General features: G+C 42.5%; 18 protein-coding genes. All 18 read left to right on the forward strand.

The genetic code is table 11. The features are described 5' to 3' along the window. The first annotated feature begins 24 nt into the window (after positions 1-24). The 18 genes from truA (at position 25) to DV740_RS01300 (ending at position 25,530) form a co-directional block, all read left to right on the forward strand. On the forward strand, positions 25-765 hold the full coding sequence (gene truA, locus DV740_RS01215; RefSeq protein WP_118087318.1) for a tRNA pseudouridine(38-40) synthase TruA: 741 nt from the start codon (positions 25-27) through the stop codon (positions 763-765). A 19-nt stretch (positions 766-784) separates the two neighbouring features. Further along, on the forward strand, positions 785-2,545 hold the full coding sequence (gene recJ / locus DV740_RS01220) for a single-stranded-DNA-specific exonuclease RecJ (RefSeq protein ID WP_118087319.1): 1,761 nt from the start codon (positions 785-787) through the stop codon (positions 2,543-2,545). Positions 2,546-2,667: 122 nt separating this feature from the next. Next, positions 2,668-3,606, forward strand: coding sequence for an alpha/beta fold hydrolase (locus DV740_RS01225; RefSeq protein ID WP_117698171.1), 939 nt, complete (start codon positions 2,668-2,670; stop codon positions 3,604-3,606). Between the two features lie 14 nt (positions 3,607-3,620). After that, positions 3,621-4,703, forward strand: a complete 1,083-nt coding sequence (locus tag DV740_RS01230) for a DUF1002 domain-containing protein (protein WP_117698170.1) — start codon at positions 3,621-3,623, stop codon at positions 4,701-4,703. 479 nt (positions 4,704-5,182) lie between these two features. Then, positions 5,183-7,105 carry a DNA gyrase/topoisomerase IV subunit B gene (locus tag DV740_RS01235; RefSeq protein WP_117840847.1) on the forward strand — a complete coding sequence of 641 codons (1,923 nt, stop codon included), beginning with the start codon at positions 5,183-5,185 and terminating at the stop codon, positions 7,103-7,105. Positions 7,106-7,200: 95 nt separating this feature from the next. Continuing rightward, entirely contained in the window at positions 7,201-9,438 is a 2,238-nt protein-coding gene (locus DV740_RS01240; protein WP_118087320.1) for a DNA gyrase/topoisomerase IV subunit A, read from the forward strand. A gap of 1 nt (position 9,439) precedes the next feature. Then, entirely contained in the window at positions 9,440-10,762 is a 1,323-nt protein-coding gene (locus DV740_RS01245) for a bifunctional folylpolyglutamate synthase/dihydrofolate synthase (RefSeq protein ID WP_118087321.1), read from the forward strand. Next, positions 10,752-11,306, forward strand: coding sequence for a GTP cyclohydrolase I FolE (gene folE / locus DV740_RS01250; RefSeq protein ID WP_118087322.1), 555 nt, complete (start codon positions 10,752-10,754; stop codon positions 11,304-11,306). Before DV740_RS01245 ends, folE begins: the two co-directional genes overlap by 11 nt. A gap of 13 nt (positions 11,307-11,319) precedes the next feature. After that, positions 11,320-11,826: an HD domain-containing protein gene (locus DV740_RS01255; protein WP_117840850.1), complete on the forward strand. Its 507-nt coding sequence runs from the start codon at positions 11,320-11,322 to the stop codon at positions 11,824-11,826. Positions 11,827-11,892: 66 nt separating this feature from the next. Next, the gene (folP, locus tag DV740_RS01260) at positions 11,893-12,711 is read left to right on the forward strand and encodes a dihydropteroate synthase (RefSeq protein ID WP_118087323.1); all 819 of its coding nucleotides are present in this window, start codon (positions 11,893-11,895) and stop codon (positions 12,709-12,711) included. Beyond that, positions 12,704-14,167, forward strand: coding sequence for a 2-amino-4-hydroxy-6-hydroxymethyldihydropteridine diphosphokinase (gene folK / locus DV740_RS15245; protein WP_330415568.1), 1,464 nt, complete (start codon positions 12,704-12,706; stop codon positions 14,165-14,167). The genes folP and folK overlap by 8 nt, the downstream gene beginning before the upstream one ends. Continuing rightward, a complete protein-coding gene (locus DV740_RS01270) occupies positions 14,154-14,897 on the forward strand; it encodes a CPBP family intramembrane glutamic endopeptidase (RefSeq protein ID WP_158561492.1) in 744 nt (247 codons plus the stop codon). The genes folK and DV740_RS01270 overlap by 14 nt, the downstream gene beginning before the upstream one ends. Before the next feature lie 355 nt (positions 14,898-15,252). Next, complete coding sequence (gene gltB, locus DV740_RS01275) at positions 15,253-19,806, forward strand: glutamate synthase large subunit (protein WP_118087325.1); 4,554 nt, start codon at positions 15,253-15,255, stop codon at positions 19,804-19,806. 14 nt (positions 19,807-19,820) lie between these two features. Further along, complete coding sequence (locus DV740_RS01280) at positions 19,821-21,314, forward strand: glutamate synthase subunit beta (protein ID WP_118087326.1); 1,494 nt, start codon at positions 19,821-19,823, stop codon at positions 21,312-21,314. Positions 21,315-21,480: 166 nt separating this feature from the next. After that, positions 21,481-22,269 carry a Cof-type HAD-IIB family hydrolase gene (locus tag DV740_RS01285; RefSeq protein WP_117698471.1) on the forward strand — a complete coding sequence of 263 codons (789 nt, stop codon included), beginning with the start codon at positions 21,481-21,483 and terminating at the stop codon, positions 22,267-22,269. A 232-nt stretch (positions 22,270-22,501) separates the two neighbouring features. Further along, on the forward strand, positions 22,502-22,786 hold the full coding sequence (gene groES, locus DV740_RS01290) for a co-chaperone GroES (RefSeq protein ID WP_022242508.1): 285 nt from the start codon (positions 22,502-22,504) through the stop codon (positions 22,784-22,786). Positions 22,787-22,853: 67 nt separating this feature from the next. Further along, on the forward strand, positions 22,854-24,476 hold the full coding sequence (gene groL, locus DV740_RS01295; RefSeq protein ID WP_022242509.1) for a chaperonin GroEL: 1,623 nt from the start codon (positions 22,854-22,856) through the stop codon (positions 24,474-24,476). A gap of 190 nt (positions 24,477-24,666) precedes the next feature. Next, the gene (locus DV740_RS01300) at positions 24,667-25,530 is read left to right on the forward strand and encodes a DegV family protein (protein WP_117698472.1); all 864 of its coding nucleotides are present in this window, start codon (positions 24,667-24,669) and stop codon (positions 25,528-25,530) included. Positions 25,531-25,571 lie beyond the last annotated feature (41 nt).

A 25,571-nucleotide genomic window follows, 5' to 3' on the forward strand; every position in this document is an offset into this window, starting at 1 on the left:
TTGCATAATGAATGGAGAAATAACATGACAAATTATAAAATGATATTGCAATACGATGGCAGCAGATACAGCGGATGGCAGGTGCAGGGAAATACGGAGCAGACCATTCAGGGAAAGCTGCAGTCGGTATTGGAGAAAATGACAGGAGAAGAAATAGAGATACATGGCTCCGGAAGAACGGATGCGGGCGTGCATGCCATGGGACAGGTGGCAAATTTTAAACTTCAGAGTGCATATGAACCGGAAGAGATAAAGAGGTACTGCAACCAGTATCTGCCGGAGGATATTGTGGTATTGGAGGTATCCGAAGTACCGCTCCGGTTTCACAGCAGATTAAACGCTGTAAAAAAGACTTATTGTTATCGCATTTTCTTAGGAGAGAAGCCGGATGTATTTCGGAGAAAATATGTAACACCGGTGGCAGAAAACCTGAATATTAATAAAATGAAGGCAGCGGCGGAAGTGCTGATTGGAACCCACGATTTTACTTCTTTTTGCGGCAACCGTCATTTCAAAAAATCGGCAGTACGGACGATTTATGCGATTCGGATAGAAGAGAAAAAGGATGAACTTGACATTTCTTTTATCGGAAATGGATTTTTACAGAACATGGTGCGAATCCTTACCGGAACACTGTTAGAAGTTGGAACGGGAAAGCGGGAAGTTCGTGAGATGAAAGAAATATTAGAGGGCAGAAACCGCAGTCTGGCAGGACCAATGGCAGCAGCAAAGGGACTGGTGCTCATAAATGTGGAATATGAATAGATAAGGCAGAGAAAGCTTCATGGAGAAATGGATTGAAATCAGAAAAGGCGGCAATTTCATGGAAATGGCAAAGAAATATGGAATTGACCCACTGATTGCCCGGATTATAAGAAACCGGGATATAATAGATGAAAAAGAAATTACAGAATATTTGTATGGTGGAAAAGAGGCATTACATAATCCTCATTTATTAAAGGATGTGGATAAAGCTGCAGAAATTATTGCAGAGGGCATTGCAGGGAAAAAGGCCATGCGTATCATTGGTGATTATGATATTGATGGTGTCAATGCAACCTATATTTTGTTAGAGGGAATCCGCCGGTGCGGCGGCAATGTGGATGCTGCAATCCCGGACCGGATGAAAGATGGTTATGGAATCAATGAGCATTTAATCGAGCAGGCATTGTCCGATGGAAAAGAACTTTTGATTACCTGTGACAATGGAATTGCTGCAATCAACGAGATTAATTTTGCAAAGGAAAAAGGAATGACGGTTGTAGTAACGGACCATCATGAGATTCCTTATTGCAATACAGAACAGGGAAAGGAATTTCTATGGAGCAATGCGGATGCCATTGTAAATCCCAAGCAGGCGGATTGTCCGTATCCATGCAAAGGAATCTGCGGAGCAGTAGTGGCATGGAAGCTGGTGCAGGTGCTTTATGAGAGAATGGATATTCCGGTGGAAGAAGCGGATATTTTTATTGAAAATGCAGGCTTTGCAACGGTGGGGGATGTCATGGACTTAACCGGAGAGAACCGCATTTTGGTAAAGCTTGGGTTAAAAGCGTTAGAGCATACGAAGAATCCCGGAATGAAAGCGTTGATTGCAAAAAACAAGCTTTCTGACAAGTCATTAAGTGCGTACCATATCGGCTTTGTATTGGGACCATGTATCAATGCCAGCGGCAGACTGGATACGGCAAAACGTTCCCTGGAGCTGCTGCTTGAGCGGGATGAAGTAAAGGCTTCTGCACTGGCAGGCGAATTGGTGGAGCTTAACGAAAGCCGGAAATATATGACACAGCAGGAGACACAGAAGGCATTGGAACAGATTGAAAAGGAAGGCCGGGAAAAAGATAAAGTATTAGTGGTTTACCTGCCGGAATGCCATGAGAGCCTTGCTGGAATCATTGCCGGAAGAATCCGGGAAGCCTATCAGAGACCGGTATTTGTACTGACCAGAGGAGAAGAAGGAGTCAAAGGCTCCGGTCGTTCCATCGAAGCCTATTCCATGTTTGATAAAATGACGGAAGTGGCGGAGCTGTTTACAAAATACGGCGGACATCCTATGGCAGCAGGACTTTCCATGCGGGAAGAAGATATTGATAAATTGCGGGAACAGCTTAACCAGAAGGCAGAACTTTCCGAAGAAGATATGGCAGAGGTGGTAAGGCTGGATGCGGTGCTTCCGATGTCCTATTTTACGGTAGATACCATCCGGCAGTTAAGGGTGCTGGAGCCTTGCGGAAAGTCCAATACCAGACCGGTGTTTGCAGACCGTAATATTAAGATTACAAGAGCCGGTATAGTGGGCGTAAACCGGAATGTGTTAAAACTTCATTTGTTGGATTCAAGGGGGAATCCGGTGGCAGGAGTCTATTTTGGAGAAGTGGAAAAATTACTTACATTTCTCAGTGAAAAGTTTGGCAGTGAAGAAGTGGATGCAGCTATGCATGGAAAAGAAAACAGCATACAGTTTGCAGCCGTTTATGAGCCGGCAGTGGACACTTACAGTGGAAGAGAAAGTGTACAGGCAATAATACGGCGTTTTAGGTAAAACTTTAGGGATTTAAGAAAAATTTAATAGAGTATTATGGTTTTTGCAGGACGCATCGGTTGTAAAAAGTGCAGAATCATTGTAAAATATAAGGGATTTATAACATACAGGGGGTATATTATATGACGAAAGAGGAAGTATTTTCTTTCCCTTCCGCAGATGGACGAACCACAGTTCATGCAGTACGATGGACTCCGGAAGATGGAAAGTATCGTGCAGTTTTACAGATAACACATGGTATGGTGGAATATATTGAGCGCTACCGGGCTTTTGCAGAATTTTTAAATGACAATGGTTTTCTGGTGGTAGGACATGACCATATCGGACACGGTGAATCCGTTGTATCTAAGGATGAATGGGGATATTTTGCAGAGCATCCCAGCGATACGGTGGTTGCCGATATGCATACACTCAGGGAGATAACACGGAAAGAGCATCCGGGTGTGCCTTATTTTATGTTAGGACACAGCATGGGTTCTTATATGCTTCGGAAATATCTGGCGATACATGGAGAGGGGCTTACCGGTGCTATAATTATGGGAACCGGCTGTATTCCGGACAATACCACAAAGCTTGCCATGTTTATTGCAAAGCTGCAGGCAGCTTTTCTGGGCTGGCACCACAGAAGTAAATTATTGCAGAAATTATCTTATGATAAATACTATCATCAGTTTGACCTGACAGGAAAAGATGCTTCCAATAGCTGGCTGACCAAGGATGAAGAAATAGTAAAAACCTATTATGCAGACCCGAAATGCACGTTTGTATTTACGGTAAATGCTTATATGGGACTGTTTGAGGCAGTTCTTTTTGACAACCAGCAGGAAAATATTGAAGCAGTTCCAAAGAGTCTTCCGTTATTCTTTGTATCGGGAGCAATGGATCCGGTGGGCGGCTGCGGCAGCGGCGTAAAGAAGGTATATAATAAATTTGATGCAGCCGGCAAAGAGGATATTACCTGGAAATTATATGACAACGACCGTCACGAAATCTTAAATGAGACAGACCGTGATGTTGTATATCATGATATTCTGGCATGGATGAATGTTCACCTTGCCTGAAAAAGGAGGAAAAAATGAAAAAACATATCAAAAAAATAATGGGAATGGGATTGGCATGTATGCTGTTTCTTGGAGTGCCATTTCAGGCATCCGCAGCAGAAGTGACAGGAACACTGTCTACAGAGACATCATCGGAAAATGGTACTGCAGCAGGCGGAGAGAACAACGGTTCCGATGCAGCAGCCAATACAGATAATGGAGCAGCAGCCGGCACTCCGGAAAGTGGAGCAGCTGCAGATAATCCGGCAGCGGCAGAAGATAAGGCAGATGACAATGTCGTGATCAAAGAAAGCGATAAACCATATCTGGCACTGGGTGCTGATCTGTCTGAGGAGCAGAAGAATACAGTATTAAGTCTGATGGGCATTGATCCTGCACAGCTTGATAATTATGATGTAGTTACAGTAAACAATTCCGAAGAACACCAGTATCTGGATGCATATATTCCATCTTCACAGATTGGAAGTAAATCCTGGTCTTCTGTAGTAATCGTAAAGAAAGATAAAGGAAATGGAATCAATATTTCCACCAAGAATATTTCATACTGTACAGTTGGTATGTATAAGAATGCACTGGTAACAGCCGGAATTGAAGATGCGGACATAATTGTTGCAGGACCACAGAATATTTCCGGAACAGCAGCTCTGGTAGGTGTGTTTAAGGCATACCAGGAGATTACCGGAAAAGAACTTCCACAGGAAAATGTAGATACTGCATTAAATGAGCTGGTTTTAACCGGACAGTTAGAGAGCAGCACTGGTGCAGATGCAGAATCCGTAGAAGGACTGGTTGCATACTTAAAACAGCAGATGGCAGAAAACAATCTTACGGATGATGCAAGTATCCGTGATGCCATTGATGAAGCAGCAGATAAATTTGATGTTGCACTGACAGAAGAGCAGAAAGAGCAGTTATTAGACCTGTTAAAGAAGATTGGCAATCTGGATCTTGATGTAGACAGCCTTGTAAATCAGGCGAAATCCATTTATGACAAGATTGAAAACCTTGGTGCAGACGGCATCTTTGATAAGATAGGAAGCTTTTTCTCCAACCTGTTTTCCTCTATTGCAGATTTCTTTAAGAATCTGTTCAATTAAATAAGACAGGACAATTTTATAAAAGAGATTTCAGACAACTACCGGTTCACCCGGTAGTTGTTTTTTTTGAAAGATCAGGTGCCAAATGGAGAAATCAAATTTTGAATATGGCAAAATTGTACAAAAACATATCTATTTGTGACTTTGGAAGCAAATTAGAAGTTCTTAATGTACCTGCCATGATACAGCAACATTCTGACATGGATGTCAGAATGAGTCCTAAAGAGCCCGGATGGCTCGTTTAGGACGGTTGCGTGATATTTCTATATTTAATCAGGTACATTTAGAACATCTTATTTGCATACAGTGGAACAAATAGATATGCTTTTGACCAATTTGCCAAATAAAATATATGAGAAGCCCATTTCCTTCCTGATCAAACAAAATAGAAAACACATGTTTGCCAAAAAAATCTCCATGTGTTATACTAGCCGCAGGGCTTCTTTTGAAGCAGTCTTTAGAAAGAAAGGATTGGAACAATGGCGAAACAGGAAACATATGATGCGAGCAGTATTTCCGTACTGGAAGGACTGGAAGCTGTCCGAAAGAGACCGGGAATGTATATTGGAAGTGTCTCAAGAAAAGGATTGAACCATTTAATATATGAAATCGTGGATAACTCGGTAGATGAGCATCTTGCCGGTGTATGTGATACCATCCGTGTTACATTAGAGGCAGATGGCTCCTGTACCGTAGAAGATAACGGACGGGGAATTCCGGTGGGAATGCATAAGAAGGGCGTATCGGCAGCCCGTGTGGTATTTTCTACTCTGCATGCCGGCGGAAAATTTGATAATGCAGCATATAAGACCAGCGGTGGTCTTCATGGAGTAGGTTCCTCCGTTGTAAATGCACTTTCTACTTATATGGATGTAGAGATAAGCAGAGATGGTTATGTGCATCATGACCGCTATGAGCGTGGCGTGCCAACGGTAGAGCTGGTAAACGGACTGCTGCCGACAATTGGAAAGACGAAAAAGACCGGAACAAAGATTAATTTCCTGCCGGATCCGGAAATCTTTGAAAAGACAAGATTTAAAGAGGATGAAGTAAAGAGCCGTCTCCATGAGACTGCATATTTAAATCCTGCTTTAACTATTATTTATGAAGATAGACGTGGGGAAGAAGTAGAACATATTGAATATCATGAGCCGGATGGAATCATTGGATTTGTAAAAGAGATGAATCAGAATAATGAATGTCTCCATGATGTCATTTATTATAAAGGAGAATCTGAGGGCATTTCTGTTGAAGTGGCATTCCAGTATACAACAGAATTTCATGAGAATGTGCTGGGCTTCTGTAATAATATTTACAATGCAGAGGGTGGAACCCATCTGACCGGTTTTAAGACAACCTTTACCCAGGTGATTAATTCCTATGCAAGAGAGCTTGGCATTTTAAAGGAAAAGGATGCAAACTTTACCGGAACAGATGTAAGAAATGGAATGACTGCCGTTATTTCTGTGAAACATCCGGACCCAAGATTTGAGGGGCAGACGAAAACCAAGCTTGATAACCAGGATGCGGCAAGAGCCACCGGAAAAGTAACCAATGATGAAATTCAGATGTACTTTGACCGTAACCTGGATACTTTAAAGGCAATTATCGGATGTGCAGAAAAAGCAGCAAAAATCCGTAAGACAGAAGAGAAAGCGAAAACCAATCTTTTAACCAAGCAGAAATTCTCCTTTGATTCCAATGGAAAACTGGCCAACTGCGAAAGCCGTGATGCCTCCAAATGTGAAATCTTTATCGTGGAGGGAGATTCTGCGGGTGGTTCTGCTAAGACTGCAAGAAACCGAATGTTCCAGGCGATTCTTCCGATTCGTGGAAAGATATTAAATGTAGAGAAAGCAAGTATTGATAAAGTATTGGCTAATGCAGAGATAAAAACCATGATTTATGCATTTGGCTGCGGATTTTCCGAAGGATATGGAAATGACTTCGATATCAGCAAGCTTCGTTATGATAAGATAATTATCATGGCAGATGCGGATGTGGATGGAGCACATATTTCAACGCTGCTTCTGACTTTGTTTTACCGGTTTATGCCGGAACTGATTTACGAAGGACATGTCTATATTGCGATGCCGCCTTTGTATAAGGCGATGCCAACTAAGGGAGAAGAGGAATATCTTTATGATGATGCCGCCCTTGCCCGCTATCGTAAGACACACAAAGGCTCCTTTACACTGCAGCGTTACAAAGGTCTTGGAGAGATGGACGCACAGCAGCTTTGGGAGACAACCTTAAATCCGGAAACAAGAATGTTAAAACAGGTAGAAATCGAAGATGCCAGAATGGCATCGGATGTAACAGAGATGCTGATGGGAACGGATGTACCGCCGCGTCGTAAATTCATCTATGATAATGCAAAGGATGCAGAACTTGACATATAAATTTCTATGAATCCGTAAGGAATTGCTGACAGCATATTTTTATGGATGTATGGGAAATGATAGAAGCAGAAAATCAGGAAGGAATTGGATAGATTATGGAAACGAAAGAACAGATTATCCGCACCGAGTATTCGGAAGTAATGCAGAAATCTTATATCGATTATGCCATGAGCGTTATTATCGCAAGAGCATTGCCGGATGTCAGAGATGGTCTGAAGCCGGTACAGCGAAGAACACTTTATGATATGCACGAACTTGGCATCCGTTATGATAAACCTTATCGTAAATGTGCCCGTATCGTGGGAGATACCATGGGTAAATATCATCCGCATGGAGACAGCTCTATTTATGATGCGCTGGTGGTAATGGCACAGGAATTTAAGAAGGGACTGCCACTGGTAGATGGTCATGGTAACTTTGGTTCCATTGAAGGAGACGGAGCGGCTGCGATGCGATATACCGAGGCGCGTCTGCAGAAGATTACCCAGGAAGCGTATCTGGCAGATCTGGATAAAGATGTAGTAGATTTTGTGCCAAACTTTGACGAGACAGAAAAAGAACCGGAAGTACTTCCGGTAAAGGTGCCGAACCTTTTGGTAAACGGAGCAGAGGGTATTGCCGTTGGTATGGCAACCAGCATTCCACCACATAATTTTGGCGAAGTTATTGATGGTGTCAAAGCATATATGAAGAATCCGGATATTACAACAGAAGAAATGATGAAATATATCAAGGGACCGGATTTCCCGACGGGTGGAATTGTGACCAACCAGGACGAACTGCTTTCCATTTATGAGACTGGAATCGGTAAGATTAAGGTTCGTGGAAAAGTAGAGATTGAAGCAGTAAAAGGCGGAAAAGAGCGCCTGATTATTACGGAAATTCCATACACCATGATTGGAGCCAATATTGGAAAATTCTTAAATGATGTCTACAGTCTGGTTGAGACCAAGAAGACAAATGATATTGTGGATATTTCCAATCAGTCATCCAAGGAGGGAATCCGCATTGTTATCGAACTTCGAAAAGGAGCAGATGCACAGAATCTTTGCAATCTCCTTTATAAGAAGACAAAATTAGAAGATACTTTTGGTGTCAATATGCTGGCAGTAGCAGACGGAAGACCGGAGACTCTGGGACTGGTTCCGATTATCCGTCACCATGTAAAGTTCCAGTATGAGCTTGCTACCAGAAAATATAAGACTTTACTGGCAAAGGAACTGGACAAGAAAGAGATTCAGGAAGGATTAATCCGTGCCTGCGATGTCATTGATTTAATTATTGAAATCTTAAGAGGAAGCCGTAATATCAAGGATGCGAAAAACTGCCTGATGAATGGTGTGACAGAGAATATTAAATTCAAAACGAAAGAATCCGAAAAGAAAGCTTCGAAGTTAAACTTTACAGAACGTCAGGCAACAGCAATTTTAGAGATGCGCCTCTATAAGCTGATTGGTCTGGAAGTGGAAGCATTGATGGATGAGCATAATACCACATTAAAGAATATCGCAGAATACGAAGATATTCTTACCAACCGCAGTACAATGGCGAAGGTAATTATGAAGGAATTAGATGGTCTTAAGAAAAACTATTCCAGAGAACGCCGTACCCGTATCGACAATGTGGAAGCTGCTGTTTATGAAGAAAAGAAGATGGAAGAGATGGAAGTGGTCTTCTTGATGGATCGTTTTGGCTATGCGAAAACCATTGATGTGGCGGCTTATGAGCGTAATAAAGAAGCAGCAGACAGCGAGAACCGTTATGTACTTCATTGTATGAATACCGGAAAAATCTGCATCTTTACCAATACCGGACAGATGCATCTGCTGAAGGTAGTCGATTTGCCGTTTGGAAAATTCCGTGACAAGGGACAGCCGATTGATAATGTAAGTAATTATGACAGCTCTAAAGAGCAGTTGATTTATATCACGGATCTGGCAGCACTGTGTACGCAGAAGCTTTTATTTGGAACGAAGACAGCCATGTTAAAACAGGTGGATGGAAAAGAATTTGACGTAGCAAAACGTACCACAGCTGCCACGAAGCTTGCAGATGATGATGCAGTTATATTCGTAGCACCGGTAGAAGAAAATATGACTATTGTTATGCAGTCGGCAAAGGACATGTTCCTTAGGATCGCAGCAGATACGATTCCTGAGAAGAAGAAGGGGGCAATCGGAGTCTGCGGAATGAAGCTTGCAGCAGGGGATGAACTGACCAACATCTATGCACTGGGTGAGGAAGAACCGCCAGTGGTCATGGTAAAAGATAAAGAAATTGCATTGAACCGGCTTCATATTGGAAACCGTGCAACCAAAGGAGTAAAGAAATAAATTGACATATCAGCAGGCACTTGCATTTGTAGAAGAAACAAAAAAATATGGCAGTATATTAGGACTGGACAGTATCCGGGCACTGATGAAAGAATTGGGCAATGTGCAGGAAGACTTATCTATTATTCACATTGCAGGAACTAACGGAAAAGGTTCCGTTGGAGCAATGCTTCAGGCAGTATTGGAAGAAGCCGGCTTAAAGGTAGGCAGATATAGTTCCCCGGCAGTCTTTTCCTATCGGGAAATCTGGCAGATAAATGGAAAAGCAGTTTCCGAAGAAGCATACGCTGCCTTGATGGAAAAAGTAAAGACAGCCTGTCTTACACTGACAGAAAAAGGACTTCCGCATCCGACCTCCTTTGAGGTGGAGACTGCAGCAGCGTTTTTATATTTTAAAGAAGAAGCCTGTGATGTGGTGTTATTGGAAACCGGCATGGGGGGAAGAGAGGATGCAACCAATCTGATTACCCATCCCATTTGCAGTGTCATTACTTCTATCAGCATGGATCATATGCAGTTCCTGGGAAATACGTTATCAGAGATTGCATCTGCAAAGGCTGGAATCATAAAAGAGAACTGTCCGGTGGTATCTGCCTGGCAGGAAGATGCTGTGAAAGAGGTTCTTGTCAAGGAGGCAGAGCGGCTTAAAGCACAGCTGTACCAGCCGAAGAAGGATGCCATAAGAAATCTTTTGTATGATATGAATGGAATGCAGTTTGATTATGTAAGAGAAGATAATTCACAGTGGAAGATAAGACTCCTGTTGACCGGTGCCTATCAGGCAGCCAATGCAGCCTGTGCGCTTAAAGTAATAGAAGTATTGAAAGAGAAAACATTTCCGCAGCTTACCTTATCTGTGATACAAAATGGCTTTCAGAAGGTCTGCTGGAATGGGCGTTTTGAACGTGTTTTAGAGGAACCATTATGCATTCTGGATGGTGCCCATAATGAGGGCGCAGCACTGCAACTTGCAAAAACGCTGGAAAACTGTTTTACAAATCGTAAGATAACCTATATAATAGGGGTGCTTGCTGATAAGGCACATGAGAAGATTTTAAAGATAATGCGTCCTTATTCGGAAACTGTATATGCGGTAACGCCGCATAATGGCAGGGCACTTCCGGCAGAGAAGCTGGCGGAGGAAGCGAAGGCAGCAGGCTATCAAACAGTAATAACAGAACCTTTGATTGAAGATGCGGTAAGACATGCAATTGCTGAGAGCTCGGGAGAAGATGTGGTGCTGATATTTGGCTCCCTGTCATATCTTGCAGAGGCAAAGCAGGCTGTCATACAGTATCGGGAAGGACAGAAGAATGATAGATAAAGAGAAAGTGGAAGCAGGTGTACGACTGATATTAGAAGGCATTGGCGAAGATGTGAACCGGGAGGGATTACTTGAGACTCCGGATCGTATTGCACGGATGTATGAAGAAATCTTTGGCGGAATGGACATGGATGCCGCAGAGCCTTTAAAGAAAAGATTTCATGCCAGCAATAATGAGATGGTACTGGAAAAAGATATTACATTTTATTCCACATGTGAACACCACATGCTGCCATTTTATGGAAAAGCCCACGTTGCTTATATTCCAAATGGAGAAGTAGTCGGCATCAGCAAGCTGGCAAGAACCGTGGAAATCTATGCAAGACGGCTTCAGATTCAGGAGCAGCTTACGGCACAGGTGGCAGATGCACTGATGGAGCAGTTAAAGCCGAAGGGTGTCATGGTCATGATGGAAGCAGAGCATATGTGTATGACGATGCGTGGTATTAAGAAGCCGGGCAGCAGGACGGTTACTTATGTGACCCGTGGAATCTTTAATGAGGATGAGCGTCTGGTAAATAAATTTTTCCAGATGGTGCGTTAGATATGGTGATGAAATGGAATATGTAGCGAGACTTTTGCATCAGGAGCAATACCGGAAAACCGTAAAGAAAATTGCCCGTCTGGAAGCGGACAGAATCTATTGCAGACATAATATGGAACATTTTATGGATGTGGCACGGCTGGCACAGATTCGCAATTTAAAGGAGCAGCTTGGTTTGGATGAAGAGATGATATATCTTTATGCCCTGCTTCATGATATCGGTCGTATGAAAGAATATGAACAGGGAATCTCTCATGCAGCGGCATCTGCCGAATTTGCAGGAGAGATTTTTGCGACTATAGGCTATCCGAAGGAAAAAGGAGCTATCATCTGCCAGGCAATTCTGGCTCACCGCAGGGAGACCTGCAGTGAGCTGCACGGGGAGAAATTATGGCAGACAGCATTTACACAGCTTATGAAATGGGCGGATAAGGCATCCCGTATGTGCTTTGCCTGTGAAGCAGCAGACAGCTGCAAGTGGAGTGAAGAAGAGAAAAATAAACCGGAGACCTGGTTTTAAGCTGCCAGGCATCCGCAAGAAGCTGTTGGTAGCAGGTTCTACAGACAGCATAAAAGGAGAAGAAAAATGAGAATAGGCAATCGGACATTTGACACAGTAAATCATACTTATGTAATGGGAATCTTAAATGTAACACCGGATTCTTTTTCGGATGGAGGAAGTTATAACCAGTTAGACCTTGCATTAAAGCATGTAGAAGAAATGATGGCACAGGGGGCAGATGTCATCGATGTGGGTGGAGAATCCACAAGACCGGGTTATACAAAGATTTCTGATGAAGAAGAAATTGAGCGTACTGTTCCGGTGGTAGAAGCAATTGTAAGCCGTTTTGATGTGCCGGTTTCCGTAGATACCTATAAAAGTAAGGTGGCAGAGGCTAACCTTGCGGCAGGAGCACATCTTTTAAATGACATCTGGGGACTGAAAGCAGATGATAAAATGGCTGGCGTGATTGCAAAATATGATGCCGCATGCTGTCTGATGCACAACCGCAACGAAGCAGATTATAAGAACTTTATGGAAGATATGAAAAATGATTTACGGGAAACATTACGTCTTGCAAAGGAAGCGGGGATTCGTGAAGATGGTATTATGACAGACCCGGGTGTAGGATTTGGCAAGACTTATGAGAATAATTTAGAAGCTATCCGATGCGTGGGAGAACTGAATGAACTGGGCTATCCGGTGCTGCTTGGCACATCCCGGAAGTCGGTAATCGGTCTGACGCTGGATGTTCCGGCAAAGGAACGTGATACAGCCACAGCAGTAACCAGTGCTTATGCCGTATGGGCACATTGCGGATTTGTCCGCGTACACAATGTGCGTGCCAATGCAGAGGCAATTAAGATGGCAGAAGCAATCAGGGATGGAGGATTACATGGATAAGATTATCATAGAAAATCTTGAGCTATTTGCAAATCATGGAGTGTTCCCGGAGGAGACAAAGCTTGGACAGAAGTTTCTAATCAATATGGAACTTTATTTACCAACCAGAAAAGCAGGATATTCGGATGATTTGACAGAATCGGTAAATTATGGAGAAGTCAGCCATTTTGTAACAGAATTTCTGACGACACATACCTATAAGCTGATTGAAGCTGCAGCAGAGCAGACAGCACGGGCAGTGTTATTGCATTTTCCATTGATTCAGAAATTAAAATTTTCCATACATAAACCATGGGCACCGGTGGGACTGCCTTTATCAGATGTGGCAGTGGAAATAGAACGGGGCTGGCATAAGGTATATCTTGCCTTTGGTTCCAATATGGGCGACCGGAGAAAATATATTGAAGATGCCATTGAAGAACTGCGGAACTTAGAAGACTGTAAGGTAGGTCGTATATCCGATATTCTTGAGACAGAACCATACGGTGGCGTGGCGGAGGGCGCATTTTTTAATGGATGTCTGGAACTTCGAACCCTGTATACACCGGAAGAATTATTGGAGAAGCTTCATGCCATAGAAGCTCATGGCAACCGGGAGCGTAAGATGCGCTGGGGTTCAAGAACGATAGATCTTGATATTTTATTTTATGATGATGAAGTGATATCTACCCCGGAACTTACGATTCCGCATATTGATATGGCAAACCGCCTGTTTGTGTTAGAACCGCTGTGTGAAATCGCACCATATCTCTGGCATCCGGTGTTAAAAAAGACGGTGCTTCAGATGAAACAGGAACTGAAGGGCAGAAAAGACATTGTTTTATTTGATTTGGATGGAACCATTACCAACTCCAAGGAAGGAATAACAAAGTGTGCCCAGTATGCCCTAAAGGCATATGGTATTGACGAACCGGATGCAGATAAGCTTGAATTCTTTATCGGACTGCCACTTAAAAATACTTTTATGGAACATTATGGCATGGATGAAGAGACCGCAGTAGCGGCAGTAGCTAAGTACCGGGAACGCTATCATCCAATCGGTATCTTTGAATGCAGCCTTTTTGATGGCGTTGAGGATGCTTTGAAATCTCTCAAGCGAAAAGGCTATCGTATCGGACTGGCATCCAGCAAGCCGGAAGAATCCTGCCGGCGTATTTTGGAGCATTTCCACATCCTCTCCTATTTTGATGAAGTGGTGGGAGCCACAATGGATGGCAGGATAGACAGCAAATATGAGGTGCTGCAGGAAACGATAAAGCGGATGCATATTTATGATACCACCGAAGCAGTATTGATTGGAGATACCAGATTTGATGTGTCAGGAGCCAAAGAAGCACATATGGACTGCATCGGTATCACTTATGGATTCGGAACGAAAGAAGAGTTGCAGGAGGCTGGTGCAAAAGCAATCTGTGACAGTATTGAGGAGGCGGCAGAATATATTGAAAGATTATAAGCTACTTCGCATCTGGGAAGTGATTTATCCCATTGGTATTTATTTTGTAGTAACCAACGTTGTGATGTTTGTGTTAAATCTCATGCATACAATGACAAATGAAAATTATATGATTTATCAGATTATTGCAACGGTGATAGCATTTCCCTTTATCTATGCTTTCTATCGGAAAGAGGATGGCGGGAAAATGGCAAATCTGCCACGAACCATTTTATTTGCAGCAGCTGCAGGCTTATTTGGCGTAGTGTTAAATAATCTTATCGGATATACCGGCTTAAAAGAAACATCGCAGAGCTATCAGGAAGTAAGTGCTGCTTTTTACGGCAGTACTCTGGCATTAGAAATCCTTGGAACCTGTATCATAATTCCGTTCTTAGAGGAACTTCTTTACCGTGGCATCGTTTACCAGCGTTTGAAAGCGTTTTTGGGAGTGAAGACAGCAATTGTATTATCGGCAGTAATATTTGGAGCCATGCATTTTAATCTGGTACAGTTCCTTTATGCCACAGCGGTAGGACTCTTGCTGGCAGTCATCATGGAACAGGAAGGGCTTGGCGCAGCCATGGCAGCCCATATGGTAACGAATCTGGTATCGGTACTTCGAAACGAGACAAAGCTGTTTCATTTCATGGATGCATCCATGACGGGAAGCGTCATATACACCGTGGTGGAGAGCGTGCTGATAGTGGTGTTACTGGTGGTGGCTTTCCGTGGTGGAAAAGAGAAGTAAAGAGCAGATACACTCAAAACCTTCCCAGGAAATCCCAGTACAACTGAGAAACAATTCAGACACAATTTAAAATAACAGGCAAATTCAAAAGGCTTATGAAAAAATATTTTCAACAAAAAACACGTTGAATTGTTTTAATAAGCCTTTTTTATATGCAAAAAAATGATAAATATAAATACAATAAAAGAATATAAAATAAATTGTCTAATAATCAGACAATAGTAAGAAAAAAACTATTGCAAAGTATATTACGCCGGGTGTAAACTTAGTTCAGAAAATAAAAGCACTTTAAAGCAGCAGAGTGCAGGTAACAAAGTAAGACAGAAAATAAAGAGAAAGCAGAAAGGGAACGATTATGACAGAACAGTGGAATGAAAGTACAGCAGTAGCACAGGGTATGTATAATCCAAATTTTGAACATGATAACTGCGGTATCGGAGCTGTGGTAAACATCAAAGGTATCAAATCCCATGCGACGGTAGAAAATGCTTTAAAAATCGTAGAGAACTTAAAGCACAGAGCTGGTAAGGATGCAGAAGGAAAAACCGGTGACGGTGTTGGTATTCTGCTTCAGGTATCACACAAATTTTTCTCCAAGGTAGCAAAGGAATCAGATATTGAACTTGGTGGAGAAAGAGATTATGGTGTCGGAATGTTTTTCTTCCCACAGGATGAGCTGAAACGGAATCAGGCAAGGAAAATGTTTGAGGTTATCGTGGAAAAGGAAGGAATGAAATTCTTAGGATGGAGAAAAGTTCCGACTGACCCGGATAAACTGGGACAGAAAGCAGTAGACTGTATGCCATATATCATGCAGGGATTTGTAAGACGCCCAGCTGAAGTAGCCAAGGGACTTGATTTTGACCGCCGGCTGTATGTGGCAAGACGGGTATTCGAGCAGTCCAATGATGACACTTATGTAGTATCCCTTTCCAGCCGAACCATCGTATATAAGGGAATGTTTTTAGTAGACCAGTTGCGTCAGTTCTTTGCAGACCTTCAGGATAAAGATTATGAATCTGCAATCGCAACCGTACACTCCAGATTCTCAACCAACACCAATCCAAGCTGGGAGAGAGCACATCCGAACCGTTTCATTGTACATAACGGAGAGATTAATACCATCAAAGGTAATGCAGATAAGATGCTTGCCCGTGAAGAAACCATGGAGTCCGAAGAACTGAAAGGGGAACTGCAGAAAGTCCTTCCGGTTATTAATTCCGAAGGTTCTGACTCAGCAATGTTAGATAATACCTTAGAGTTCTTAGTAATGAGTGGAATGGATTTACCACTGGCAGTTATGATTATGATTCCGGAGCCATGGGCAAATAACAATACCATGTCCCAGAAGAAGAAAGACTTCTATCAGTACTATGCAACCATGATGGAGCCGTGGGATGGACCAGCCTCCATTCTTTTCTCAGATGGAGATGTCATGGGAGCTGTTCTTGACCGTAATGGATTAAGACCTTCCAGATATTATATTACCGATGATGACCAGCTGATTCTTTCTTCCGAGGTCGGAGTACTTGATATTGATCCGACCAAGATTGTTGTAAAAGAAAGACTTCGTCCGGGTAAAATGCTCTTAGTAGATACCATCCAGGGAAGAGTCATCGATGATGATGAATTAAAAGAGTATTACGCAAGCAAACAGCCTTATGGTGAATGGCTTGACCGTAACCTGATTAAACTGGAGGATTTAAAGATTCCAAATCAGCGTGTTCCGGAATATACCAAAGAAGAGCGTCAGAGAATGCAGAAAGCATTCGGTTATACTTACGAATCACTGCGTGAAGCAATCCTTCCGATGGCATTAAACGGAGGAGAAGGAACTTCTGCAATGGGTATTGATACTCCGCTGGCAGCACTGGCAGGAGACCATCAGCCACTGTTTAATTATTTCAAACAGTTATTTGCACAGGTAACAAACCCGCCAATTGATTCCATTCGTGAGAAAGTGGTTACATCCACTACCGTATATATCGGAGAAGATGGTAACCTGCTGGAAGAAAAGGCGATTAACTGTCAGGTATTAAAGGTAGATAACCCGATTCTTACCAACACAGATCTGATGAAAATTAAAAATATGAAAGTAGAAGGATTCAAGGTTGTGGTTCTTCCTACTACATATTATAAGAATACAAGCCTGGAAAAAGCATTGGATCATCTGTTTGTAGAAGCAGACCGTGCATACCGTGACGGTGCAAATATCCTGATTCTTTCCGACCGTGGCATTGATGAGAACCATGTGGCAATCCCATCCCTTCTGGCAGTATCCGGTTTGCAGCAGCATCTGGTAAAGACCAAGAAGAGAACTGCAGTTGCAATGATTCTGGAATCCGGTGAACCAAGAGAAGTACATCATTTTGCAACATTGCTTGGTTATGGTGCCTGTGCAATCAACCCATATCTGGCACAGGATACCGTAAAGCAGTTAGTAGACGAGCATATGTTAGACAAGGATTACTATGCAGCAATCCATGATTACAATCAGGCAATTATCAGTGGTATCGTAAAAATTGCTTCCAAAATGGGTATTTCAACCATTCAGTCTTATCAGGGTTCTAAGATTTTTGAGGCAATTGGTATTGACTCCGCAGTAATTGATAAATATTTCACAAATACCGTAAGCCGTATCGGTGGAATTACACTGGAAGACATTGCAAAAGATGTAGATACTCTGCATTCTGCAGCCTATGATCCATTGGGATTAGAGACAGACCTTACTTTAGACAGCAAGGGACGTCACAAGATGAGAAGTGGCGCAGATGTTCACCTTTATAATCCGGCAACCATCCACCTTTTACAGGAATCAACCAAACGTGGAGATTACAACCTGTTCAAACAGTACACAGACCTTGTAAACAGCGAAGAGCGTGATGCTAATATTCGTGGACTGATGGATTTCAATTTCCCGAAAAAAGGTGTTCCGATTGAAGAAGTAGAAAGCGTAGATTCTATTGTAACAAGATTTAAAACAGGTGCGATGTCCTATGGTTCTATTTCCAAGGAAGCCCATGAAACACTGGCAATTGCCATGAACCATTTACATGGTAAATCCAATACCGGTGAGGGTGGAGAAGATCCGGACCGTATCGCAAGCAAGCATACAAGTCTGGACAGATGTTCTGCAATCAAGCAGGTAGCGTCCGGCCGGTTTGGTGTAACCAGCCGTTACTTAGTCAGTGCAGAAGAGATTCAGATTAAGATGGCACAGGGTGCAAAACCTGGTGAAGGTGGACATCTTCCGGGCAAGAAAGTATATCCTTGGATTGCAAAGACAAGACTTTCCACACCGGGTGTATCCTTGATTTCACCGCCACCTCATCATGATATCTACTCCATCGAGGATTTGGAGCAGTTAATTTACGATTTGAAGAATGCCAACCGTGATGCAAGAATTTCCGTAAAACTGGTATCAGAAGCAGGTGTGGGTACAGTCGCAGCCGGTGTTGCCAAAGCGGGTGCACAGGTGGTATTGATTTCCGGATATGACGGTGGTACCGGTGCAGCACCAAGCAGTTCTATCCATAATGCAGGACTTCCTTGGGAACTTGGACTTGCAGAGACACACCAGACTCTGATTATGAACGGACTTCGTAATAAGGTAAGAATCGAGACAGATGGTAAGCTGATGAGCGGCCGTGATGTAGCAATTGCTGCATTGCTTGGAGCAGAAGAGTACGGATTTGCAACTGCACCGCTGGTAACCATGGGATGCGTGATGATGCGTGTATGTAATCTGGATACCTGCCCTGCCGGAATCGCAACACAGAATCCGGAGCTTCGGAAACGTTTCGCGGGAAAACCGGAATATGTAGAGAACTTCATGCGGTTTATTGCAGAAGAATTAAGAGAAATCATGGCGAAGTTAGGCTGCCGTACCATTGATGAAATGGTAGGAAGAAGTGACCTTCTCCGGGTAAGAGAGGATTTGACAGACCGGGAAAAAGAAATCGACCTTTCCAAGATTTTGAATAACCCGTTTGCAGGACCAAAGGAGAAAGTTACATTTGATCCAAAACATGTATACGATTTCGAACTGGAGAAGACCAAGGACGAAACTGTACTGTTAAAACAGCTTTCTTCTGCACTGGATAAGAAACAGAAGAGAAGCATTGATGTAGAAGTAAGCAATACAGACCGTTCCTTTGGTACCATCTTTGGTTCCGAGATTACAAAGAAATATGACGATACTTTAGAGGAAGATACCTTTATCGTAAAATGTACCGGTGCCGGCGGACAGAGCTTTGGCGCATTCATTCCAAAGGGACTTACCTTAGAGCTGGTAGGAGATTCCAACGATTACTTCGGAAAAGGACTTTCTGGTGGAAAACTGGTTGTCTACGCTCCGGCAGGTGTGAAATATAAGAAGGATGAAAATATTATCATCGGTAACGTAGCACTTTACGGTGCAACCAGTGGTAAAGCATTTATCAGTGGTGTGGCAGGAGAACGTTTCTGCGTACGAAATTCCGGAGCTTCTGCAGTAGTAGAAGGTGTCGGTGACCATGGATGTGAATACATGACCGGTGGCCGTGTGGTTATCCTTGGTAAGACTGGTAAAAACTTTGCAGCCGGAATGAGTGGTGGTATCGCTTATGTATTAGATGAGGACAACGACCTTTATACCAGAATCAATAAGGAAATGGTATTCTCAGAAGAAGTCGGAAACAAATATGATGTTATGGAATTAAAAGATATGATTAAAGAACACGTAGCTTTGACCAATTCTGAAAAGGGAAAAGAAATCTTAGATAACTTCAGTGAGTATCTGCCGAAGTTCAAGAAAGTAATTCCATACGATTATAACCGTATGTTAATGGCAATTGTTCAGATGGAAGAAAAAGGATTGTCTTCCGAACAGGCACAGATTGAAGCATTTTATGCGAATACAAGAAATTAAGGAGGGGACGCAAAATGGGAAAACCAACAGGATTTATGGAATATGACAGAGAGAATGCAGCAGCGGTTGCACCAAAGGAGCGTATCAAGAACTTTAACGAGTTCCATACCCCTCTCTCAAAAGAGAAACAAAGAGTACAGGCAGCACGTTGTATGAACTGCGGTGTGCCGTTCTGCCAGGCTGGTATGAATATCATGGGAATGACCAGCGGATGTCCGCTGCATAATCTGGTACCGGAGTGGAATGACCTTTTGTATACCAACAACTGGGAGCAGGCATATAACCGTCTGACCAAGACCAACAACTTCCCGGAATTTACCTCAAGAGTATGTCCGGCACTTTGTGAAGCGGCCTGTACCTGTGGACACTGGGAAGACCCGGTAACCTGTAAGGCAAATGAGCATGGAATCATTGAAAATGCCTATGAAAAAGGATATGCTGCAGCAAAACCTCCAAGAGTCCGTACCGGAAAGAAGGTTGCAATCATCGGTTCCGGTCCTGCCGGACTTGCAGCAGCAGACCAGTTGAATAAAAGAGGACATTCCGTTACCGTATTTGAAAGAGATGATCGTGTCGGTGGACTTTTGATGTATGGGATCCCGAATATGAAGCTGGAAAAATGGGTTATTGACCGTAAGATTAATATAATGAAAGAAGAGGGTGTCGAGTTTATTACCAATGTCAATGTTGGAAAAGACATCAAGCCGGCAAAACTCTTAAAAGAATATGATCGTGTCATCTTAGCCTGTGGAGCAAAGAATCCAAGAGACATCAAAGCTCCGGGCAGAGATGCAGAAGGCATTTACTTTGCAGTAGATTTCTTAAAGGCAACTACCAAGAGCCTTTTAGATTCCGAGCTTAAAGATAACAAATATATTTCTGCCAAGGGAAAGAAAGTAGTTATCATCGGTGGTGGAGATACCGGAAATGACTGTGTCGGAACTTCTATCCGTCACGGCGCAGCCAGTGTCATCCAGCTTGAAATGATGCCAAAGGCACCGGATGAACGTGCTGAGAACAATCCATGGCCGGAGTGGCCGAGAGTCTGCAAGACAGACTACGGTCAGGAAGAAGCAATTGCCATGTTCGGCTCCGACCCTCGTATTTACCAGACAACCGTAAAAGAGTTCTTAAAAGACAAGAACGGTAAGCTCTGCGGATTAAAAACCGTAAAATTAGAGGGCAAAAAGGATGAAAAGACCGGACGGATGCAGATGGTGGAAGTACCAGGCTCTGAAAGCAAGTTAGATTGTGATCTGGTTCTGATTGCAGCAGGCTTCCTTGGAACAGAAGATTACATTGCCAAAGCATTCGGCGTAGACTTAAATGCCAGAACCAATGTGGCAACAGAAGCCGGTCATTACAAGACCAACGTGGAAAATGTCTTTACAGCAGGAGATATGCATCGAGGACAGTCCCTGGTTGTATGGGCAATCCGTGAAGGAAGAGAAGCAGCCCGTGAAGTAGACGAAAGTCTGATGGGATATTCTTATCTTTCCGTACAGTAATGAAAATTACAATATAATGATAGAAGAAAGTCGTCTGACTATGGTGCACCGGAGGGTGAGCTGTGGCAGGCGGCTTTTTCGTGGTTGACACATTCTGCTTTTGGGGCATAAAATAACCCTTGTGACAAAAAGAGCGAGAAGAAAACAGCGAAAGGACATAAAGAGAATGAGCAGGAAAGCAGTATTTTTTGATATTGATGGAACATTGTGGGACGAGCATTTTGTGATACCGGAGAGCACAAAGGAAGCAATCCGGAAGCTGCGGGAAAATGGACATCTGGCATTTCTCTGCAGCGGAAGAACCAGAGCATTTATTCAGGATGAAAGATTGCTGACACTGGGATTCGACGGAATTGTGGCAGGCTGCGGTACCTGGATAGAGATGGATGGAAAAACACTTTTTTATAAAAAATTAGAACAGGAATTGATAGAGGATACCATACATATATTAAAAGAGTATGGAATTCCTACGGTATATGAGGGAAGCCGGAATTTGTATATGGATCTGGAAGAATTTGAAGAAGACCCTTATGGCTTGAAACTAAAAGAGACATTGGGAGAGGATTTGCTGCCGGTAACGGGAAATGAAGCAATTATGGAAATCAGTAAGTTTTCCTGCTCCACACCGGATGATACTTATCTTAAGGTACTTTCCCATCTGGAAGAGAATTTCACACCGCTGGTGCATGATGCGGCATGTGCAGAGTTTGTTCCAAAAGGATTTTCCAAAGCGTCCGGCATCGAAAAAACCTGTGAGCTTCTTGGTATTGAGAAAGAAGATACCTATGCATTTGGAGACAGTATCAATGATGTGGAAATGTTAAAGCATGTGCAGCATGGAATTGCCATGGGAAATGGTACCAAAGCAGCAAAAGAAGCAGCGGATTATATCACAGCACCATTGCACGAAGACGGCATTTATAAGGGATTGGAGCATTTTGGACTGATTTCATAAACAAATCTAAAAAAAGTATTAAATCGTTACAAATTACAGAAAGTGAGAAAACGAGAGAAAAAACGAGATATTAAGAGTAAATATAAGGAAACAAGAGAAAAATAAAAAATGGTCAGGCTTGCGAAAAAGAGACGCAGAAACTATTATATGACTATCAGTTAGCACTCGGTTTGAATGAGTGCTAATAAAAAAGAAAGAAAACAAAGAGACCGAATCAAGGAGGCAATGAATCATGAAATTAGTACCATTATCAGACAGAGTTGTATTAAAACAGTTAAAAGCAGAGGAAAAAACCAAATCCGGAATTATCTTAGCAAGTGCTGCACAGGAGAAACCACAGGAAGCAGAAGTAATCGCAGTTGGTCCTGGCGGAGTGGTAGATGGCAAAGAAGTTACCATGCAGGTAAAAGAAGGACAGAAGGTTATTTATTCTAAATATGCCGGAACAGAAGTAAAACTGGATGGCGAAGAATATATCATCGTAAAGCAGAATGATATTCTTGCAGTAGTAGAATAATCGAATTGATAATTGGTAAATAAAACAAATAATAAAATAGGAAAATAGAAGAAAGAGGTAAGAAATTATGGCAAAGGAAATCAAATATGGAACAGAAGCCAGAACAGCATTAGAGGCTGGAGTTGATAAACTGGCAAATACAGTCAGAGTAACAATCGGACCAAAAGGAAGAAACGTTGTACTGGATAAATCATATGGCGCTCCATTAATCACAAATGATGGTGTTACCATTGCAAAAGAAATCGAATTGGAAGATGCATTCGAAAATATGGGCGCACAGCTTGTAAAAGAAGTAGCAACCAAGACCAATGACGTTGCTGGTGATGGTACTACAACAGCAACCGTTCTTGCACAGGCAATGATTCAGGAAGGAATGAAGAACTTAGAGGCTGGTGCAAACCCAATCGTTTTAAGACGTGGTATGAAGAAAGCAACTGAAAAAGCAGTTGAAACAATCGCAGCAATGTCTTCTAAAGTAACCGGAAAAGACCAGATTGCAAAAGTTGCATCTATTTCCGCAGGTGATGAAAGCGTTGGCAACATGGTAGCAGATGCAATGGAAAAAGTTTCCAATGATGGTGTTATTACCATTGAAGAGAGCAAGACCATGCAGACAGAGCTTGACCTGGTAGAAGGTATGCAGTTTGACCGTGGATACATTTCCGCATATATGTGCACAGATATGGATAAGATGGAAGCAGTTTTAGATGAGCCGTACATCTTAATTACCGATAAGAAAATCAGCAACATTCAGGAAATCCTTCCACTGTTAGAACAGATTGTTCAGTCCGGTTCCAGACTTCTTATCATTGCTGAAGATATCGAGGGTGAAGCTTTAACTACATTGATTGTAAATAAACTGCGTGGAACATTTAACGTTGTAGCAGTAAAAGCTCCAGGATATGGCGACAGAAGAAAAGAAATGTTAAAAGATATCGCTATCCTTACCGGTGGTCAGGTAATTTCAGAAGAAGTTGGTCTGGAATTAAAAGATGCTACTATGGCACAGCTTGGCCGTGCAAAATCTGTTAAGGTTAAGAAAGAGAACACCGTTATCGTTGATGGTGAAGGAAATAAAGAAGAAATCCAGGCAAGAATCGGCCAGATTCGTGCACAGCTTGAAGAGACAACATCTGAATTTGATAAAGAAAAATTACAGGAAAGACTTGCAAAACTGGCAGGCGGCGTAGCAGTTATCCGTGTTGGTGCTGCAACAGAGACAGAAATGAAAGAAGCAAAACTTCGTATGGAAGATGCTTTGAATGCAACAAGAGCAGCAGTCGAAGAAGGAATCATCGCAGGTGGCGGTTCTGCATACATCCATGCATCCAAAGAGGTTGCAAAGCTTGCTGAGACATTGGAAGGTGATGAGAAGACCGGTGCAAAGGTTATCTTAAAAGCATTGGAGGCTCCATTGTATTACATTTCCGCAAATGCAGGTCTTGAAGGTGCAGTTATTATTAATAAAGTAAAAGAGTCCGCTCCTGGTATCGGATTTAATGCAGCAACAGAAGAATATGTAGATATGGTAGAAGCTGGTATCCTTGACCCGGTTAAGGTTACAAGAAGTGCTTTGCAGAATGCAACATCTGTAGCATCTACATTACTTACAACGGAATCTGTTGTAGCAAATATCAAAGAAGATGCTCCTGCAATGCCGGCAGGAAACCCAGGTATGGGAATGATGTAATAAGAAAATAAAATATATTACTGAAAAGTAAGGATAGAGAGCTCCTGGCTGCGGATAATGCAGTCAGGAGTTTTACTATGCAGTTTTTTTCCTGATGTTAGTTTTTTGGGGGCAGTTGTTTTGATTTGCAAAATATGTTACAATTATTTCATTGTGTAACATGAAGTCTGAACAGCAAGGAGGAAGAAAAATGGGAAAGGTAGTTATTCTTACAGACAGTTCCAGTGGAATTCGTCAGGCAGAAGCGCAGCAGTTAGGGATTAGCGTATTACCAATGCCTTTTTTTATAAATGGTGAAACACTGTTTGAGGATATCAATCTGACACAGGATACATTTTATGAGCATCTGACAGATGGAGCAGAGATTTCAACATCCATGCCGGCAGTAGGAGACCTTACAGACCGTTGGGATGAGCTTTTAAAAGAATATGATGAAATAGTATACATTCCTTTATCCAGTGGATTGAGCAGTTCCTGTGAGACAGCAACAGCATTATCTTCAGATGAAGAGTATGAGGGCAGGGTTTTTGTAGTAAACAATCAGAGAATTTCTGTAACACAGAAACAGTCCGTATTTGATGCAATCAGGCTGGCAGAGAGTGGCAAGAGCGGAAAAGAGATTAAAGATATTTTAGAGGATGCAAAATTCCAGTCCAGCATTTATATCATGGTAGATACCCTTTACTATCTGAAAAAAGGTGGAAGAATTACACCGGCAGCAGCAGCACTGGGAACATTGTTGAAATTAAAACCGGTATTACAGATTCAGGGTGAAAAGCTGGATGCTTTTGCAAAAGCCAGAACGGTAAAGCAGGCAAAAAGCATTATGATAAAAGCAGTAAAAGATGACTATGCATCCCGCTTTAAGGAGTGTCAGGATGAGATGCAGCTTTGTATTGCATACACTGGAGATATAAGTGCAGCGATGGAATTCCGCAAAGAAGTGGAAGCAGAATTTGGGATTACAGACATTATGATGGATCCGCTTTCTTTAAATGTATCCTGCCATATCGGACCGGGAGCATTAGCACTTGCCTGTGCAAGAAAATTATAGGATTTAAAGTGTAAATTCTTGGTAAAATTGATTGACCAACC

The sequence above is a fragment of the Roseburia sp. AF02-12 genome, from assembly GCF_003461765.1.
Lineage (GTDB): Bacteria > Bacillota > Clostridia > Lachnospirales > Lachnospiraceae > Roseburia_C > Roseburia_C amylophila.